The sequence below is a fragment of the Gracilibacillus boraciitolerans JCM 21714 genome (genome assembly GCF_000521485.1).
Lineage (GTDB): Bacteria > Bacillota > Bacilli > Bacillales > Amphibacillaceae > Gracilibacillus > Gracilibacillus boraciitolerans.
Genome location: NZ_BAVS01000001.1, coordinates 362,375 through 380,347, shown reverse-complemented (window position 1 = coordinate 380,347; position 17,973 = coordinate 362,375). Strand labels below are relative to the sequence as shown.

The following is a 17,973-nucleotide window of genomic DNA, read 5'->3' as shown; positions in this document are numbered from 1 at the left end:
GTACCAGGAATGGATATATTAAAAGTTTCAGCAAAATCAAATCCAAATTCAGTAGCAGGCGCACTTGCAAACGTATTACGAGAACGTGGTACAGCAGAAATTCAGGCAATAGGTGCTGGTGCACTTAATCAATCAGTGAAGGCCGTAGCGATCGCACGTGGTTTTGTTGCTCCAAGTGGAGTGGATCTCATTTGCATTCCAGCTTTTACAGATATTATGATTGATAATGAAGAACGTACGGCAATTAAGTTAATTGTAGAACCAAGATAATAAAGAATCATTAGTAACCTGTTTGTTTTTAAAACAAACAGGTTTTTGTGTGTAATGGAGGAGTGAATTCATGATTATTGATTGCCATTGTGATGCATTATTGAAAATGTGGGCTCATCAGGTTGATTTTAATAATGATTTGGTATTAGATGTTAATTATCAGAAATGGTTGTATAGTCCTGTCCAAATTCAATGCTTTGCTATATACGTACCAGAATATGTTCCAAATGAATCAAAATTTATCGTTGCTCTGCAAATGGTTGATCTCTTTCATGAGAAAATCATTAAATCCTATTCCAATATAAAATGGATAAAAGAAAAGGCAGATTTCGATAGGTTACAAGCAATTGAAAAAGGAGCGATTCTTACATTAGAAGGCTTGGACTGTATTGGAAGTGATTTGTTCAAATTACGATTGCTTATTCAACTAGGTGTCAGGATGATTGGTTTATCTTGGAATTATGCTAACCTTGCAGTTGATGGTATAGATGAAACGCGGAGAGCAGGTCTAACTCATTTTGGAATAGAGGTGATTGAGTTAGCTAACAAAGAACAAGTTTGGGTAGATTTAGCACATGTTTCCAGAGAAGGTTTTCAAGATGCTCTCCAGATCGCAAACCATGTTATTGTCTCTCATGCCAATAGTCGTTCGATTTGTCACCACAGACGAAATTTAGATGATGAACAGATAAAGCAATTAATTAAAAAAAATGGGTTAATTGGCATCACTTTTGTCGAAAAATTTGTTGTGAATCAAGGGAAGGCGACAATAGAGGATTTACTTCAACATATTGCATATATTATACATTTAGGTGGGGGGGAAGATCACCTTGTATTTGGCTCTGATTTTGACGGTACAGATCGTTTCATAGAAGACTTAGTTTTGATTGCTGATTATCAGAATCTAGATGTAGCAATTCATCAAAAATTTCATAGGAAACAATGTGAAAAAATGGAATATTTAAATTTTATTAGACATTTCCCTTCATAATTGATAGAAATCAGTAAATAGACTTTGTGTTTCAATGGTTAATCCCCCCCTATAATAGATGAAGTAGTTTTATCTTTGTTAGATTGATTTGGGGTAAGAAAGGAGAAAAATAAATGAATGAAAAGCAACGACTAGAAAGTCAACAAATCAACCAAAAGAATTCGGCGGACGTAAAATCCGATGCGAATGATAATTTGGACCGATTAAAGAACATGACAAGTGACGACTTGATTTCTAAATATTTTCAAACCACCTATGAACCACCGAACATGAAAAAGGCAAAAAAACGTTTGAAAAAAGATGTTGATATTCATTATGATTTTGATATTCCACTAGAGATGAGAGCAATAGGTAAAGGGAAAAAATTTCTTATCCGTACGTATGGTTGTCAAATGAATGAGCACGATACAGAAGTTATGGCAGGTATACTGTCCCAAATGGGTTATACAGCAACTGAAGAAACCAATGATGCTGACATTATTTTATTAAATACTTGTGCAATTCGTGAAAATGCGGAAAATAAAGTATTTGGTGAAATTGGACATTTAAAACCTCTTAAACTAGAAAATCCTGATGTAATTTTAGGTGTATGTGGCTGTATGTCTCAGGAAGAATCGGTGGTAAACCGGATCCTAAAAAAACATCCTTTTATTGATTTAATATTTGGTACACATAATATTCACCGTTTACCTCAATTAATTAATGAAGCCATGTTTGGCAAAGAAATGGTCGTAGAAGTATGGTCAAAAGAAGGGGGGGATATAATTGAAAACCTTCCGAAAGTCCGTAAAGGTAAAATTAAGGCATGGGTTAATATAATGTACGGTTGTGATAAATTCTGTACCTACTGCATCGTTCCATACACGCGAGGGAAAGAGCGTAGTCGTATGCCTGATGACATTATCAAGGAGGTCCGTCATTTAGCTGCACAAGGTTATAAAGAAGTTACCTTATTAGGCCAAAACGTCAATGCCTATGGTAAAGATTTAGAATTTGAATATGGCCTTGGTGACTTAATGGAGGAAATAAGTAAAATTGATATTCCACGTGTAAGATTTACTACTTCACATCCAAGAGATTTTGATGATCGCTTAATTGAAGTGTTAGCGAAAGGTGGTAATCTGTTAGATCATATCCACTTGCCAGTTCAATCGGGTAGCTCAGATATTTTACGTGTAATGGCACGTAGGTACACAAGAGAACAATATCTTGATTTAGTTAAAAAAATAAGACAAGCGATGCCAAATGCAACGTTAACTACTGATATTATAGTAGGTTTTCCAAACGAGACAGATGAACAGTTTGAAGAAACTATGTCACTAATGGAAGAAGTTGGATTTGAAAGTGCGTATACGTTTATTTATTCACCAAGAGAAGGTACACCTTCTGCACGATGGGAAGACAATACTCCAATGGAAGTGAAGAAAGAGCGTCTACAACGATTAAATGCTTTGGTAAATAAACAATCGGCAGATGCAATGGAGAAATACCTGGGTCAAACTGTGAAAGTATTAGTAGAAGGTGAAAGTAAAAAAGATCCTGATGTGCTATCCGGTTATACTGAGCGTAACAAATTAGTTAACTTTAGAGGTCCGAAATCTGTAATCGGTGAAATTGTAGAAGTGAAAATTACGAATACGAAGACATGGACACTTGATGGCGAAATGGTTGCATCAGCAGTTGAGGTGAATTAAATGGCAAAATATACGAGAGCAGAAGTGATTGAAGAAGCACAGAATTTAGCCAATAAAATGGCTAATATAGAAGAAATTGATCGCTTTAAACAGTTAGAAGCTAAATTGAATGAAAATAATAAAATTCAGAGTTTAATTAAAAAAATTAAAGCCTTACAAAAACAAGCAGTCAATTTTCAAGCGTATGGCAAACAAGAAGCATTGAAACGCGTGGAAGAAGAAATTGATCGTTTGCAAGCAGAAATCGATGAAATTCCTCTTGTGCAAGAATTCAAGGAATCACAGGTTGTCATAAATGGTATTTTACAGCTAGTGACAAATACAATTGCAAGAGAAATTACCAATGAAGTGATACGCTCAACAGGCGGCGATTTGTTAGCTGGCGAAACAGGTTCGAAAAAGGGACAAAGCCACTGTTAACTCAATTTTAAACACATGATCAACTACAAACAGTTGATCATGTGTTTTTTGTTAATTAACAAATTATATATTGGTAAGTATCCAGTTATTTTGCAAGCTAATAAATATTTTTTAAGATTGCACAGAATAAGAATTAGTTGATGAATAAAAGGAAGATGATGCGACATAACTTCGATTTAATGAGTAGTCATTTTGAAATTTATATTAGGTGTAACAACCGCTTCGGCTTGTTACGCAGTTATACCATATCAATATTATCTTATAAGTTACTGCGCGTAAACTTCCATATGTGCAGAATTTGTTTGTGAGCTGAAATTATACATATGAATATATTTTTATGAAGTACACTTTTCTAGGCTTCTGCATAGGATGAAGTAGAATCTATGGCCCAGCATTTTTTTATCATAATGATGGCACTATAGACGAATATCTCGCATATGATGGAATTGAAATAAGAGGGAGGTTATAATTCCATGTCTTTTCTAGATCAGCAATACCGAGAAATTATAACAAAAGCGGTTATTGGGAAAGGTAGAAAATTTAAGCAAGAAACGAACACCATCACACCACCACACAGGCCGTCAAGTATATTAGGTTGTTGGATTATCAATCATAACTACCATGCCAAACTAGTAAAAAAAGATACTGTAGAAATCAGTGGTCACTATGATGTCAATGTCTGGTATGCCTTTAACGATAATACTAAAACAGAAGTCGTAACAGAACGCGTAGAATATTGCGATTACATCCCGTTGTCTATTCGTGATAAACACCACATCGGCGACGATTGTGAAGTACTTGCAAAAGTCATTCAGCAACCAAACTGCTTGGAATGTAGTATTGAAACAAAAGGTAATAAAATCAAAGTAGATGTTGAAAGAGAATTTCTTGTAGAAGTGATTGGAGAAACTAAAATCTGTGTGAAAGTAGATCCGAAAGGAAAAGTATATGACAATGAGGATTGGGATCTTGCAATTTCAGATGATGAACTAGACGAAATCGATCCAGATTTTCTAGACGATGAGGAAGAAGAATAATATTTACAGTGTGGGGGGAAAGCTCACACTGTATTTTTTTGTGTAAAGTTGTATTATTTTTTACGGTTTAATCATATTGCAGTATACAATATGATTTAGAATAATAATAGCTTCATTGAAAATAATTATAATTCAACTCTAATCTTTATCTATGCTATACTTATACAAGATTGAAAGGATTTTGGAGGATACGAGTATGAGTTATACGCCGATGATGCAACAATATTTAAATATAAAAGCAGATTATCAGGACTGCTTTTTATTTTTTCGATTAGGAGATTTTTACGAGATGTTCTTTGAAGATGCCAAAAAGGCAGCCTTAGAACTAGAAATAACTTTAACTAGTCGTGATGGTGGTGGAATACCGATGTGTGGGGTACCCTATCATTCGGCAGAAAGTTATATAAAGACCTTGATCGACAAAGGTTATAAAGTAGCAATCTGTGAGCAAGTGGAAGATCCGAAGACAGCAAAGGGTGTTGTCAAACGGGAAGTAGTCCAGCTTATAACGCCTGGAACAGTTATGGAAGGTAACATGCTGGAGGATAAGGAAAACAATTATTTAGCAGCTATAACTGAAACAAATGAAAATCATTTTACGTTTTCCTATTCTGATATGTCGACAGGTGAAACGTTTGTAATGAATATTACACGCGGATGGGATGCCGTCTTAAGTGAGTTATACAACCGACCAATTAAAGAGATAGTAGTAGAGCAAGATTTATCCGTTGATTTCATTAGTGATTTAACTGATAAAATGAAGTTAACGGTATCCTTCGCTAAAGAGATCTCTCTTCCGGCGGATATGAAAATATTAGTGGAAGATGTGGAAAATGCTGATTTGCAACATAGTTGTGTTGTGTTATATAATTATTTATTTCATACCCAGAAGCGTGCTATAGAACATCTTAAAAAAGCACAAGTAATTGAATTAAATGAACATATGACGCTAGATATGTATTCTAAACGAAATTTAGAAATAACCTCCTCTTTAATGCGAAATGAAAAGTTCGGCAGTCTTATATGGGTGATAGATCGCACCGTTACAGCTATGGGTGCGAGAAAATTAAAAAAATGGTTAGAAAGGCCACTATTAACAAAATCGCTGATTGAGAATCGCCTCGAACTTGTTACTGGTTTTTATGATCAATTTTTTGAACGGGAAGCAATAAGGGAAGCATTACAATCGATTTATGATTTGGAACGTTTATCAGGAAGGGTTTCATTTGGAAATGTCAATGCACGTGATTTAATCCAATTAAAACGGTCGATAGCAAAAGTGCCTGCCATAAAAGAAAAATTAAAACAATTCGCCAATAAGTCTATTAAAAAAATGGCAAATAATATGGACAGTTTACCTGAATTGTTTCAACTGTTAGAGCAGAGTATTGCAGAAGATGCACCGATTTCCATTATGGATGGTAACATTTTGAAGGATGGATTTCACACCGATTTAGATCAATATCGTCATGCATCACGGAACGGAAAAAATTGGATTGCTGAGTTAGAGAGAAAAGAAAAGACAGAAACAAACATTAAATCATTAAAGATTGGATTTAATAAAGTCTTTGGATATTATATAGAAGTAACAAGAGCAAATCTTTCTTTTGTTCCAGAAGATCGATATCAACGGAAACAGACGCTATCAAATGCAGAACGTTTTATAACAGAGGAATTAAAAGAAAAAGAAAACGTTGATATTAGAAGCAGAGGAAAAAAGTGTAGAACTAGAATATCAACTTTTCCTGGAAATAAGAGAAAAGGTTAAAAATTTTATTCCGGAACTTCAACGCTTAGCAGAAGTTATTAGTGAAATTGATGTGGTTCAAAGCTTTGCAACAGTTAGTGAAGAAAATAACTACGTGAGACCCTCCTTCACTACAAATGGTCGTGTCTATTTAGAAGAAAGTCGGCATCCGGTTGTGGAGAAGGTAATGAAAGAAGAATTTGTCCCAAATACAATCGACTTATCAAATAATAAACATTTATTATTAATAACAGGGCCTAATATGTCTGGTAAAAGTACCTATATGCGCCAATTAGCATTAACCGTTATTTTGGCTCAAGTTGGTTGCTTTGTTCCTGCAAAAAGTGCAGAAATTTCCATTGTTGATCAAATTTTCACACGTATTGGTGCAGCGGATGATCTTGTATCTGGACAAAGTACTTTCATGGTGGAAATGTTAGAGGCAAATTATGCCGTCCAACATGCAACGAAAGACAGTTTAATTTTATTTGATGAAATTGGTCGTGGTACAAGTACCTATGATGGTATGGCTTTAGCACAAGCTATTATCGAGTATATTCACAGTCATATAAAAGCGAAGACCTTATTTTCGACGCATTATCATGAATTAACAGATCTGGAAGAAAACTTACCAGCATTGAAAAATATTCATGTTCGAGCAGAAGAAATAGAAGGGAAAGTAGTATTTCTTCATCAAATCCATGATGGGGGGGCAGCAGATGAGAGTTATGGTATTCATGTAGCGCAATTAGCTGGGTTACCAAACGAAGTAATTGATAGAGCAAAGGTGATCTTATCACAATTAGAAGGTGAGTCAAGTGAACAACTTCCATCTGTTCAGAAGAACGATAACAATGATTACTCAATGGAACAAATTTCTTTTTTCCAACAAGAACAACCTGCTAAACTGGTAGAAAACTCAGATAATAAAACAATTATCGAAATAATAAAAAAATGGAATGTACTTGATATGACTCCAATGGAAGCGATGAACGAGCTGTATCAATTACAGAAGAAAGTTCAAGAACAAAAGGGGGGGCGAAAATAGATGCAAATCAACGAACTTCCGGATTATTTAGCTAATAAAATAGCGGCAGGTGAGGTCGTTGAGCGTCCTTCATCTGTTGTAAAAGAACTTGTTGAAAATAGTGTGGATGCTAAAAGTACAACAATTAAAATTGACGTAAAAGAAGCAGGATTGCAGGAAATAAAAATAACCGATAACGGCATTGGTATTCCCCCATGATCAATGTAAGAAAGCTTTTTTAAGGCATGCTACAAGTAAAATTCGTAGTGAGGACGATCTTTTTCATGTCCGCACGTTAGGATTCCGGGGGGGAGAAGCGTTAGCAAGTATTGCTGCTGTAAGTCGACTCGAAATGAAAACTTCCACAGGTAAAGAAGCAGGCACTAAAATAGTTTTAGAAGGTGGGCATATTATAGAAGAGGCTCGAAGTGATGCTCGTAAGGGAACTGAAATTACGGTTAGGGATATCTTTTTTAATACACCGGCCAGATTGAAATATATGAAAACAATTCATACAGAATTAGGACATATTACTGATATTATTAACCGCATGTCGTTCTCACATCCTGAGATACGCTTTGAAGTAACACATAATGATAAGCGAATATTTCAAACCGCTGGTAAAGGAGATTTAAAACAAATTGCTGCCTCTGTTTATGGTATGTCTGTAGCAACCCAAATGATTCCTGTTCAAACCAGAACACTAGATTATGACATTAGTGGATTTATTGCAAAGCCTGAAATCAACCGTGCTTCCAGAAATTATATAACCACTATTGTTAACGGACGTTTTATTCGAAGCTTTGGACTAGCGAGGGCGATAACGAACGGTTATCACACCTTTTTACCAATTGGGAGGCAACCAATTGTTGTTTTGAATATAACAATGGATCCTTATTTAATTGATGTGAATGTCCATCCAACTAAATTGGAAGTCCGCTTTAGTAAGGAAAAGGAATTATTTCAAGCTGTGGAACAAATGGTTAAGAATACTTTGCATCAGCAAACTTTAATTCCCAGTGGGCAAAAAACAAGCATTAAAAAGGAAAAGTCTGATCAGCCACAATTTGAATTTGACCATACTATATTTGAAAGAGATACGTTTTCAGACGTGAAGCCAGAGATTAATAAAGGTCTGATTAATCCTGAGTATATAAGAGAAACAGATTCGACAGGCTCAAATATTGCTTTTGAAGAAGAGCAAACGTGGCTGAAGGATAAGACTAGCGATGAATTGCTGTCGATCAAAACAGAATCAAATACTGTAAATATCGATCGAGTTCCTAAAATGTATCCGATCGGACAACATCATGGTACATATATACTGGCACAGAATGATGTTGGACTATACATTATTGATCAACACGCAGCGCAGGAAAGAATAAAATATGAATTTTATCGAGATAAAATTGGAGAAGTCGAAAATCATCTTCAGAATTTATTAGTACCATTGACCTTTGAATTCACCCAACAGGAAGCCCTGTTAATCGAACAGTATAAAGATGAATTTGAAAAAGTAGGTTTATTTCTAGAAGCTTTTGGCCAAAATGCCTATATCGTTCGTTCTCATCCCTATTGGTTTCCGAGAGAAGAAGAGACAGAAATGATTCGTGCAATGGTAGATCAGCTGATTCATGATAAACAAGTGAATATCCACAAGCTGAGAGAACAAGTTGCTATTTTAATGTCGTGCAAACGCTCCATCAAAGCAAATCACTACTTAAATATTGAGGATATGCAACGATTACTTGATGACTTGCGGCAGTGTCAGGAACCTTTTACATGTCCACATGGAAGGCCGGTTATTATTCAATTTACGACGTATGAAATGGAAAAAATGTTTAAAAGAGTCATGTAAAAGATGAAGCTTGTTATAAATTATTGTATACTGAAATAAGAAAGTAATAGCATCTTTGGAAGTGATAACTTGAAAGAGAAATTAGTGGTAATTGTAGGACCTACTGCTGTAGGTAAAACAGCACTTGCTATTGAATTAGCTAAGACCTTTAATGGTGAAGTGATTAGCGGAGATTCGATGCAAATATACCAAGGGTTAGATATTGGTACTGCCAAAGTGACAAAAGAAGAGATGTCTGGTATCACCCACCATATGGTTGACATTATTGATCCTTCTCAGGATTTTTCTGTTGCAGATTTTCAAAGATGCGTTAAAGACGCTATTCAGACGATTATTGCTGATAATAAACGTCCAATTATTGCAGGTGGTACAGGATTATACATACAATCCGTATTATATAACTATCAATTGCTGATAATAAGCGGGATACTTACTATCAGAAAAAAATCGAAGAAGAAATAGAAAGAGTTGGAATCGGACAGGTTTATAATCGTTTAAAAAGGGTAGACCCTATACAAGCAGATAAAGTTCATCCCAATAATCTTCGCCGTGTTATTCGCGCTTTAGAGATATATGATCGCACAGGGAAAACGATGACCGATTATCAAAGAACTCAACAAAGCGATTCCAAGTATGATTTTCGTATTATCGGACTGGAAATGAATCGAAAGTTGTTATATGAACGTATTAACAAACGAGTAGATCAAATGATTGAAAATGGTTTAATAGAAGAAGTGAACCATTATTATCAGAAAGGCTTAGCTGATTCTCAAGCATTGAGAGGGATTGGTTATAAAGAAATCATCCCTTATTTACAAGGTGAACAATCGTTAGAGATGACAGTTGAGCTATTGAAACGAAATTCACGTAGATTTGCTAAACGGCAATATACATGGTTTAAAAATAAAATGCCTGTGGAATGGTATCCTATAACAGAAGATAACCAAGAGCAGGTTTTTCAAAATATTTTATTAGATTTAGAAGGATTCTATAAAGAAAGATAGAATAAATAAAGTATAGAGAAATTAGAGGAGGATCTACCATGTCTCAATCCGTAAATATTCAAGATCAGTATTTAAATCAAGTTCGAAAAGAACGTATTCCAGTGACTATATTTCTAACAAACGGCTTTCAATTAAGAGGTATAATGAAAGCATTTGATAATTTTACTGTATTACTTGAAACAGATGGTAAGCAACAATTGATTTTCAAGCATGCAATCTCTACTTTTGTTCCAGCAAAAAATATTACGCTTGAAAAGGAATAAATGATTGTTAGGAGGCGCTATAATAAAGTAGCGTCTTTTCTATGCATTAAAATAAAAATAATAAGAAAAGGTAAAAAGGTGATTATTATCGAAAAAGTACTGTTAGCAGCCGTTATGCATGAACGAACTAATGAGCAACAATTTTATTATTCTTTAAATGAACTAGAAGCTTTGGTGAAAACTGCGGAAGGCGAAGTTATAAAGACTATAATTCAAAAAAGACCAAGGCCACATCGCGCCTATTATGTAGGGGAAGGTAAACTAAAAGAAATAAAAGAGTTAATAAATGAGTTTGAAATAGAAATTGTCATTACGAATGAAGAGTTATCTGGTGGTCAAATTCGAAATCTGCAAGAACAACTAGAAGTTCGTGTGATTGATCGAAGTCAACTAATATTAGATATTTTCGCAGCCAGAGCACGAACAAAAGAAGGCAAGCTGCAAGTAGAATTAGCGCAATATACTTATATGTTACCAAGACTTCATGGTCAAGGTGCAGACTTATCCAGGTTAGGTGCTGGTATTGGTACAAGAGGACCAGGAGAAACGAAGTTAGAAACAGATCGTCGTCATATTAGAAGACGTATGGATGATATTAAGAAACGATTAGAACAAGTTGTAAATCAGCGAGAGCAATATCGGGGCAATCGTAAACGTCACCAATTATTTCAAGTCGCGGTTGTAGGTTATACGAATGCTGGCAAATCTACATTATTTAATAGTTTAACGAAAAGTGATACGTTGTATGAGGATAAACTTTTTGCAACACTCGATCCGTTAACTAGAAGAATGAAGTTACCTTCTAATCTGGAGGTTTTACTTACAGATACGGTGGGTTTTATTCAAGATTTGCCGACAGCTTTGGTTGCTGCTTTTCGATCTACTTTAGAAGAAGTGAAAGAAGCAGACCTTATCATCCACGTTATTGACGCAGCAGCGCCGAATAGAGATAACCATGAACAAACTGTTTATCAATTATTATCTGAGTTAGAGGCAGATAAGATTCCAATTTTAACGATATATAATAAAGAAGATTTAATAGATAAGACTGATTTTGTGCCAACAACCCATCCATATTTGCTAATCAGTGCGTTGGACGACAATCATATTAAACATGTCAAAAACAAGACAGAACGGCTTATTAAAGAACAATGGTCTCATTTTGCTTTACATGTGCCAGAAAGTGAATCAACCAAGTTATCAAAAATTCGTCAGTACACGATATTGGAAAAGGAAGAATATCAGGAGAAGCATTTTAGCTATTATTTAGAGGGATATGTTGATCCAAATCACGCGATAATGAGAGAAATAAAGGAGTTTAATCACGAATGAATTCGTCGCTTTTAATTAGGGAAATTGAAAAAAAAATCGAACCAATTTTTCAGAAAATACAGGAGATTGAATTAGAAAATCAACAAAAAGTTCTTGCAGCCTTCCAGAAACATCAAGTAAGCGATAGTGATTTTAATCCGACTACTGGTTATGGTTATGATGATTTTGGAAGGAATAAATTAGAGATGGTATATGCTTCTATTTTTGGATCGGAGGATGCACTTGTCAGACCACAAATAACCTCAGGCACACATGCCATTAGTACAGCGCTTTTTGGCATTCTAAGACCTGGAGACGAGTTATTATATATTACTGGAGCACCTTATGATACATTAAAAAAAGTGATCGGTCATCAAACACACGTGACTGGTTCGTTAGCTGATTTTGGTATCCTTTATCAGGATATCAGCTTAAAAGATGGAAAAATTGATATGGAAGCAGTGCGACATGCTATCACAAAAAAACAAAGGTCGTTGCTATTCAGCGATCAAAAGGATATGACGACCGTCCTTCGATAACAATAAGTGAAATGAAGGAAATAATAAAGGAGATTAAAAGCATAAATTACGATCTGATTATTTTTGTTGATAATTGTTATGGCGAGTTTGTAGAAACAGAGGAACCAACAGATATTGGAGCAGATTTGATAGCTGGTTCCCTTATAAAAAACCCTGGTGGCGGTATTGTAAGAATGGGTGGTTATATCGTTGGAAAAGAAAAGTATGTAGAAATGGCTGCCAATCGTTTAACAGCACCTGGAATTGGAAAAGAAGTAGGTGCCAGTATCGGTATGCTTCAAGAAATGTATCAAGGATTATTCTTAGCTCCGCATGTTGTAAGTGAGGCACTTAGAGGTGCTATTTTTACTTCTGCGTATTTAAAAGCATCAGGATATGATACCGCACCAGAATATTATGCGAAACGTACGGACCTTATTCAATCTGTCATTTTTCAAGATGCTGAAAAAATGGTAGCCTTTTGTCAAGCGATACAAACACAGTCGCCAGTTAATTCCCATGTTTCACCATATCCAGCACCGATGCCCGGATACGATGATGATGTCATTATGGCTGCTGGTACATTTATCCAGGGAGCCAGTCTAGAATTGACAGCTGATGGTCCACTTCGAGCTCCATACATAGCATTTGTACAAGGTGGTCTCACCTATAGTCATGTAAAATTAGCAGTAATCGAAGCTGTCAAAGTACTAAAATAATCAGCAATTATAAAGGAACTAAAATCATAAATAGAAATAATCATTTTCAAAAATATTTCATGTCAACTTTTCTAACATTTCTTGACATGAAAATTACATCATGTATAATATACTTATAGTAGGCAGATGGAAGGGGGGGTGAAGTAATGGGTGATTTTGATAGACGTTCCATGCCCTTATTTTCAATTGGAATTGTAAAGTCATTAACAGGGTTGACAGCTCGGCAAATTAGATATTATGAACAGCATCAATTGATATATCCATCTCGTACAGAAGGAAATCAAAGGTTGTTTTCTTTTAATGATGTAGATCGTCTACTGGAAATAAAAGAATTAATTGAAAAAGGACTAAACTTAGCAGGTATTAAGCAAGTGTTACTCCTGAAAGATCTGCCGAAAACAGGTAAGGAACTTTTAGACAAAAAAGCTTCAGAAATTTCGGAGAAAGATCTTCGTAAGATGTTACATAAAGAACTATTAGATGCTGGAAGAAATGGCAAAACATCGTTGAGACAGGGAGAATTATCACGATTCTTCCATTAAAATATAAAGGAGAGAGAGTAATCAATGGGATTAACTAAAGAAGAAATAAAACAAAAAATTAATGAGGAAAATGTTAAGTTTATTCGTTTACAATTTACTGATTTATTAGGAACAATAAAGAATGTGGAGATTCCGTTAGGCCAATTGGATAAAGCCTTAGATAACCAGATGGTTTTTGATGGTTCATCTATCGAGGGATTTGTACGTATTGAAGAATCCGATATGAAACTATATCCAGACCTTGATACCTTTGTGGTATTTCCATGGACTTCTGAAAAAGGAAAAGTAGCTCGTTTTATATGTGATATATATAATACGGACGGAACACCATTTGAAGGTTGTCCTCGTTATAACTTAAAGCGTAACATAAAAAGGGCGAAAGAACTTGGTTTCACAGCATTTAATATTGGTACAGAGCCTGAATTCTTCTTATTCAAATTGGATGAAAATGGAGATCCTTCTCTTGATTTAAACGATAAAGGTGGATATTTTGATCTTGCACCAACAGACTTAGGTGAGAACTGCGTCGTGATATCGTGCTTGAATTAGAAGAAATGGGTTTTGAAATTGAAGCATCTCACCATGAGGTTGCACCAGGTCAACATGAAATTGATTTCAAATATTCCGATGCTGTAAAACATGCAGACGATATTCAAACATTTAAACTAGTGGTTAAAACAATTGCACGTAAACATGGCTTACATGCAACATTCATGCCTAAACCATTGTTTGGTGTAAACGGTTCTGGTATGCACTGTAACATGTCATTATTTAAAGGAAACACCAATACGTTCCTAGATGAAAATGGTCCACTTGAATTAAGCGAGACCGCATATCAATTTATTGCAGGTATCATTAAGCACGCCTTATCCTTTACTGCAGTTACAAACCCAACAGTAAATTCATACAAGCGTTTAGTGCCTGGTTACGAAGCACCTTGTTATGTAGCATGGTCTGGATCAAACCGTAGTCCACTGATTCGTGTACCAGCTTCTCGTGGCCTCAGTACCCGTGTTGAAGTACGTAGTGTAGATCCGGCTGCAAACCCATACTTAGCATTAGCAGTATTATTAGCATCTGGCTTAGATGGTATTGAAAACAATCTGGACGCTCCAGAAGCTGTAGATCGTAACATCTATATCATGGATAAAGAGGAACGTGAAGCTAATGGAGTAAAAGACTTACCAGCGACTTTAGCGGATGCATTAAATGAATTGAAAAAAGATGAAATAATCATTGAAGCATTAGGTGAGCATTTATTTGAACACTTTATTGAATCAAAAGAAATTGAATGGGATATGTTCCGTACGCAAGTACACCCTTGGGAAAGAGAACAATATATGTCTAGCTATTAATACGAGGAACCTTGACACATTCGTGTTAGGGGGGGTTTTTATTTATTTTGATGGATATTTCTTCTAGGGCTTATCCAAAAGAAATGTCATAATTAAAAGTGGTAATGGTGTCAGAAAATCCCTTTAAAAAATCAGAAATACAAGAAGCTGGAAAAATATTAACAAGGATTAGCCGTTTCAAAAGGAATGGTTTTTTCTATGATGATTTAAAGGGGTGATTTTCAATGGCTAAAATATATATTGATCCAGGTCACGGCGGTATGGATCCAGGAGCCACAGGAAACGGTTTAAGAGAGAAGGATTTAACGTTAGCTATTTCACTAAAAATAAGAAAAAAGCTAAGTATGTATCAAGGTATTTCTTTTCGTATTAGCCGTACCCATGATAAAACATTATCACTTAGCGGCAGAACTAATGATGCCAATAGATGGGGGGGAGCAGATTATCTTATTAGCGTTCATATTAATGCAGGTGGAGGCACAGGTTATGAAGATTATATTTATAATCAGTTGTCTAATAGTTCGAGAACTGCTGAAATGCGTAACATCATGCATAAAGCAATTACTGCTGAAATTCAGATGCCAAACAGAGGGATGAAAAGAGCAGATTTCCATATGCTGCGCGAATCTCACATGCCAGCTATTTTAACGGAGAACGGATTTATTGATGCTGCTAATGATGCAATAAGATTAAAAAATGATTCTTTTCTGAATGACATTGCACAGGGGGGGCATGTGAATGGCTTGCTTAAGATATTTAGATTAAAAAAGAAAGTAAAAGCAAAGGATCCTAATGTGGTTAAGGCTAAGAAAAAAACTAAAGAAACTAACTTAAAAATAGATGGTTGGTGGGGAGAAAAAACCACAAAAGCATTGCAGAAATACTTAGGCACAGTGGTGGATAGTGTGATCAGTAACCAATTACGAAATGCTGTTACAGATAAAATTGTATCTGGTATTACTTTTATCGAAGGTGGAAGTCTTGTAGTAAAAGCATTACAAAGTAAAGTTGGTGCTAAGGTTGATGGTTATTTAGGACCTCAAACTATCCGTAAGTTGCAACAATATATAGGTACACCTGTGGATGGTGTGATAAGTGAACCATCTATGGTGATCAAAGAGTTACAAAAAAGATTGAACAATGGAACCTTTTAGTTAAACAAAAAAGAACCAAAATAAATTAAAATGTACCCTTAAAATAAAAATCTTAATAATCCGAACGACGTACACCCTGTGGAAAGAGAACAATATATGTCTAGCTATTAAGAATGAAGAAAGAGATGCATATATCATGCACCTCTTTCTTCATTCTTATAAACTTCTATATAAACCTACTACTTTACCTAGAATACTAACATTATCATAAATCAAGGCATCCATTGTGGCGTTTTCCGGTTGAAGACGGAAATGATCTTTCTCTTTGAAAAACCGTTTTACAGTGGCTTCACTTTCATCGGTCATCGCAACAACAATATCTCCATTCTGGGCCACGTTCTGTTGTTTGACAATAACTTTATCCCCCCCATTTAAAATTCCGGCTTCGATCATACTATCTCCTTCTATGATAAGCACAAATAATTGCTCATTAGAATTCATTTCATTGTATGGAATTGGAATGTACTCTTCAATATTTTCAACTGCTGTAATTGGTAAACCTGCAGTGACTTTACCGATTACAGGAGCAAATATTGCTTCTGTTTTTGGAATTTCAAATTCATTTTCCTGCTGAAGAATTTCGATTGCACGTGGTTTTGTAGGATCTCTTCTAATATATCCTTTTTTCTCAATTCTAGCTAAATGACCATGTACAGTAGAACTAGATGCAAGTCCGACCGCTTCGCCGATTTCTCTAACCGAAGGAGGATAACCTTTAAGCTCTACTTGCTTTTTTATATAAGCCAGTATCTCCTCTTGTCGTTTTGATAGATTTGTCATATTTAAATCTCCTTATACGTATTATTTATTAATCTGATTATAGCATAGCATAGGAAATAAAACAAACATTCGTTCGAAAAAAACAGTTGACATGAACATTCGTTCGTGTATAATGAAGTTACGAACAAAGGTTCTATGGAGGGTTGGAAATGTTAAAAAATTTATCGAAAGTAGATGTTTTCTATTTAGTTTCCTTTATAATAGCAATTGGTTTCTTTTATTTCTCAGCAATTACCAGTTTATAAGATGAAGGAGAAAGATAATGACGAAAGCTATTATATACTGTCGTGTCAGTACAGATAAACACACTCAGGAAACGTCCATTGTGAGACAACAAGAAGAATTGCAATCATTTGCCGATCGTTTCCAAATCGAAACAATTAAAGTTATTAAAGAGAAACAAAGCGGCTATGAGATAGAACGTCCTGGTGTCTTTGAAATGTTAGATGATTTTCAGAATGAGAAAGCAGATATCTTACTTTTACAGGATGAAACTAGATTGGGGGGGAGAGGGAATACCAAGATAGCTCTACTGCATCAATTAAGTAAATTGAATATCACAATTTATACATTGTCTCATAATGGTGAATTGCAGCTTTCAGAAGGAGACTCAATGGTATTACAAATTGTCTCAATCGTGGAAGAATATCAGAGAAAACTTCATAATGCGAAAATTAAAAGAGGGATGAAAAAGGCGATCACTAATGGTTATCAACCTGCTAATAATCTTTCAAATCAACATTTAGCACACGGTAGAGAGCGAAAAAAATTTCCGATAGATGAGGTTGTCAGACTTAAATCAAATAACTTAACATTTAAAGAAATTGCTTCCGTTCTGAAAGGAATGGGTTATGATGTTTCAAAGGCAACTGTTCATCGACGTTATCAAGAATTTCAATCACTTGAAAATTCCCAAAAAAATAATTAGAATAAAAACAGTATACAAAACAGGTATACTCTTTTTTATATTAGTGGTAAGAATTATACTCTAATAATTGATTTGTCAAATGAACAATAAATAATATTAAAGTAAAAGAGGTGTTTTTACTGTATGTTATCAAAAGAAAAAATTGCTCGTATTAATGAATTAGCGAATAAATCAAAAAAAGAAGACTTAAGTGAAGAAGAAAAGAACGAACAAAAGTCTCTACGCGAAGCATATTTAAAAAACGTAAGAAAATCATTTAAAAATCATATGAAAGGAATGACAATCGTCGACGCTGAGGGAAATGATGTCACTCCTGAAAAATTAAAAAAATTAAAATCAGAGAATAAGTGAAATA

Annotated in this window: 14 protein-coding genes and 4 pseudogenes; 17 read left to right on the top strand and 1 reads right to left on the bottom strand. The window is 34.9% G+C overall.

Annotation, left to right across the window (positions count from 1 at the left end; translation table 11 throughout):
* The first annotated feature begins 9 nt into the window (after positions 1 to 9).
* From JCM21714_RS01950 to JCM21714_RS01885, 15 genes and pseudogenes are all read left to right on the top strand, one after another.
* Positions 10 to 270 (top strand): stage V sporulation protein S, encoded by a 261-nt coding sequence (locus JCM21714_RS01950; RefSeq protein ID WP_035721300.1) that lies wholly within the window; start codon positions 10 to 12, stop codon positions 268 to 270.
* Between the two features lie 70 nt (positions 271 to 340).
* On the top strand, positions 341 to 1,261 hold the full coding sequence (locus JCM21714_RS01945; protein WP_035721298.1) for a dipeptidase: 921 nt from the start codon (positions 341 to 343) through the stop codon (positions 1,259 to 1,261).
* Positions 1,262 to 1,374: 113 nt separating this feature from the next.
* Entirely contained in the window at positions 1,375 to 2,955 is a 1,581-nt protein-coding gene (gene miaB, locus JCM21714_RS01940) for a tRNA (N6-isopentenyl adenosine(37)-C2)-methylthiotransferase MiaB (RefSeq protein ID WP_035721295.1), read from the top strand.
* A complete protein-coding gene (locus JCM21714_RS01935; protein ID WP_035721293.1) occupies positions 2,956 to 3,375 on the top strand; it encodes a YlbF/YmcA family competence regulator in 420 nt (139 codons plus the stop codon).
* A 473-nt stretch (positions 3,376 to 3,848) separates the two neighbouring features.
* Positions 3,849 to 4,412, top strand: a complete 564-nt coding sequence (locus JCM21714_RS01930; RefSeq protein WP_035721291.1) for an outer spore coat protein CotE — start codon at positions 3,849 to 3,851, stop codon at positions 4,410 to 4,412.
* Positions 4,413 to 4,608: 196 nt separating this feature from the next.
* A pseudogene (gene mutS, locus JCM21714_RS01925) lies at positions 4,609 to 7,207 on the top strand (DNA mismatch repair protein MutS).
* Positions 7,208 to 9,044 (top strand): annotated as a pseudogene (mutL, locus tag JCM21714_RS01920) (DNA mismatch repair endonuclease MutL).
* Between the two features lie 69 nt (positions 9,045 to 9,113).
* Positions 9,114 to 9,506, top strand: a complete 393-nt coding sequence (locus JCM21714_RS23455; RefSeq protein WP_369403384.1) for a tRNA (adenosine(37)-N6)-dimethylallyltransferase — start codon at positions 9,114 to 9,116, stop codon at positions 9,504 to 9,506.
* Complete coding sequence (gene miaA, locus JCM21714_RS23450; RefSeq protein ID WP_369403418.1) at positions 9,452 to 10,048, top strand: tRNA (adenosine(37)-N6)-dimethylallyltransferase MiaA; 597 nt, start codon at positions 9,452 to 9,454, stop codon at positions 10,046 to 10,048. Before JCM21714_RS23455 ends, miaA begins: the two co-directional genes overlap by 55 nt.
* Before the next feature lie 38 nt (positions 10,049 to 10,086).
* Positions 10,087 to 10,311 (top strand): RNA chaperone Hfq, encoded by a 225-nt coding sequence (gene hfq / locus JCM21714_RS01910; protein WP_035721289.1) that lies wholly within the window; start codon positions 10,087 to 10,089, stop codon positions 10,309 to 10,311.
* A gap of 78 nt (positions 10,312 to 10,389) precedes the next feature.
* Positions 10,390 to 11,643, top strand: a complete 1,254-nt coding sequence (gene hflX, locus JCM21714_RS01905) for a GTPase HflX (protein ID WP_369403383.1) — start codon at positions 10,390 to 10,392, stop codon at positions 11,641 to 11,643.
* Positions 11,640 to 12,859, top strand: a pseudogene (locus tag JCM21714_RS01900) (methionine gamma-lyase family protein). The gene hflX and the pseudogene JCM21714_RS01900 overlap by 4 nt, the downstream one beginning before the upstream one ends.
* A 146-nt stretch (positions 12,860 to 13,005) precedes the next feature.
* Positions 13,006 to 13,401 carry a MerR family transcriptional regulator gene (locus tag JCM21714_RS01895; RefSeq protein ID WP_035721287.1) on the top strand — a complete coding sequence of 132 codons (396 nt, stop codon included), beginning with the start codon at positions 13,006 to 13,008 and terminating at the stop codon, positions 13,399 to 13,401.
* Between the two features lie 24 nt (positions 13,402 to 13,425).
* A pseudogene (glnA, locus tag JCM21714_RS01890) lies at positions 13,426 to 14,756 on the top strand (type I glutamate--ammonia ligase).
* A gap of 224 nt (positions 14,757 to 14,980) precedes the next feature.
* Positions 14,981 to 15,910, top strand: a complete 930-nt coding sequence (locus tag JCM21714_RS01885; protein WP_084040541.1) for an N-acetylmuramoyl-L-alanine amidase — start codon at positions 14,981 to 14,983, stop codon at positions 15,908 to 15,910.
* Between the two features lie 156 nt (positions 15,911 to 16,066).
* On the opposite strand, the gene lexA is transcribed toward JCM21714_RS01885, so the two are convergent.
* Positions 16,067 to 16,690 (bottom strand): transcriptional repressor LexA, encoded by a 624-nt coding sequence (lexA, locus tag JCM21714_RS01880; RefSeq protein ID WP_035721285.1) that lies wholly within the window; start codon positions 16,688 to 16,690, stop codon positions 16,067 to 16,069.
* A 262-nt stretch (positions 16,691 to 16,952) separates the two neighbouring features.
* Between lexA and JCM21714_RS01875 the strand changes: the two genes are divergently transcribed.
* Positions 16,953 to 17,618 (top strand): YneB family resolvase-like protein, encoded by a 666-nt coding sequence (locus JCM21714_RS01875; RefSeq protein WP_035721283.1) that lies wholly within the window; start codon positions 16,953 to 16,955, stop codon positions 17,616 to 17,618.
* A 123-nt stretch (positions 17,619 to 17,741) separates the two neighbouring features.
* The gene (locus JCM21714_RS01870; protein ID WP_035721281.1) at positions 17,742 to 17,969 is read left to right on the top strand and encodes a DUF896 domain-containing protein; all 228 of its coding nucleotides are present in this window, start codon (positions 17,742 to 17,744) and stop codon (positions 17,967 to 17,969) included.
* Positions 17,970 to 17,973 lie beyond the last annotated feature (4 nt).

Excerpts from the sequence above, each read along its gene's own strand:
- JCM21714_RS01950 (WP_035721300.1), top strand. The coding sequence starts at position 10 with ATGGATATATTAAAAGTTTCAGCAAAATCAAATCCAAATTCAGTAGCA.
- JCM21714_RS01945 (WP_035721298.1), top strand. The coding sequence starts at position 341 with ATGATTATTGATTGCCATTGTGATGCATTATTGAAAATGTGGGCTCAT.
- miaB (WP_035721295.1), top strand. The coding sequence starts at position 1,375 with ATGAATGAAAAGCAACGACTAGAAAGTCAACAAATCAACCAAAAGAAT.
- JCM21714_RS01935 (WP_035721293.1), top strand. The coding sequence starts at position 2,956 with ATGGCAAAATATACGAGAGCAGAAGTGATTGAAGAAGCACAGAATTTA.
- JCM21714_RS01930 (WP_035721291.1), top strand. The coding sequence starts at position 3,849 with ATGTCTTTTCTAGATCAGCAATACCGAGAAATTATAACAAAAGCGGTT.
- hfq (WP_035721289.1), top strand. The coding sequence starts at position 10,087 with ATGTCTCAATCCGTAAATATTCAAGATCAGTATTTAAATCAAGTTCGA.
- JCM21714_RS01895 (WP_035721287.1), top strand. The coding sequence starts at position 13,006 with ATGGGTGATTTTGATAGACGTTCCATGCCCTTATTTTCAATTGGAATT.
- JCM21714_RS01885 (WP_084040541.1), top strand. The coding sequence starts at position 14,981 with ATGGCTAAAATATATATTGATCCAGGTCACGGCGGTATGGATCCAGGA.
- lexA (WP_035721285.1), bottom strand. The coding sequence starts at position 16,690 with ATGACAAATCTATCAAAACGACAAGAGGAGATACTGGCTTATATAAAA.
- JCM21714_RS01875 (WP_035721283.1), top strand. The coding sequence starts at position 16,953 with ATGACGAAAGCTATTATATACTGTCGTGTCAGTACAGATAAACACACT.
- JCM21714_RS01870 (WP_035721281.1), top strand. The coding sequence starts at position 17,742 with ATGTTATCAAAAGAAAAAATTGCTCGTATTAATGAATTAGCGAATAAA.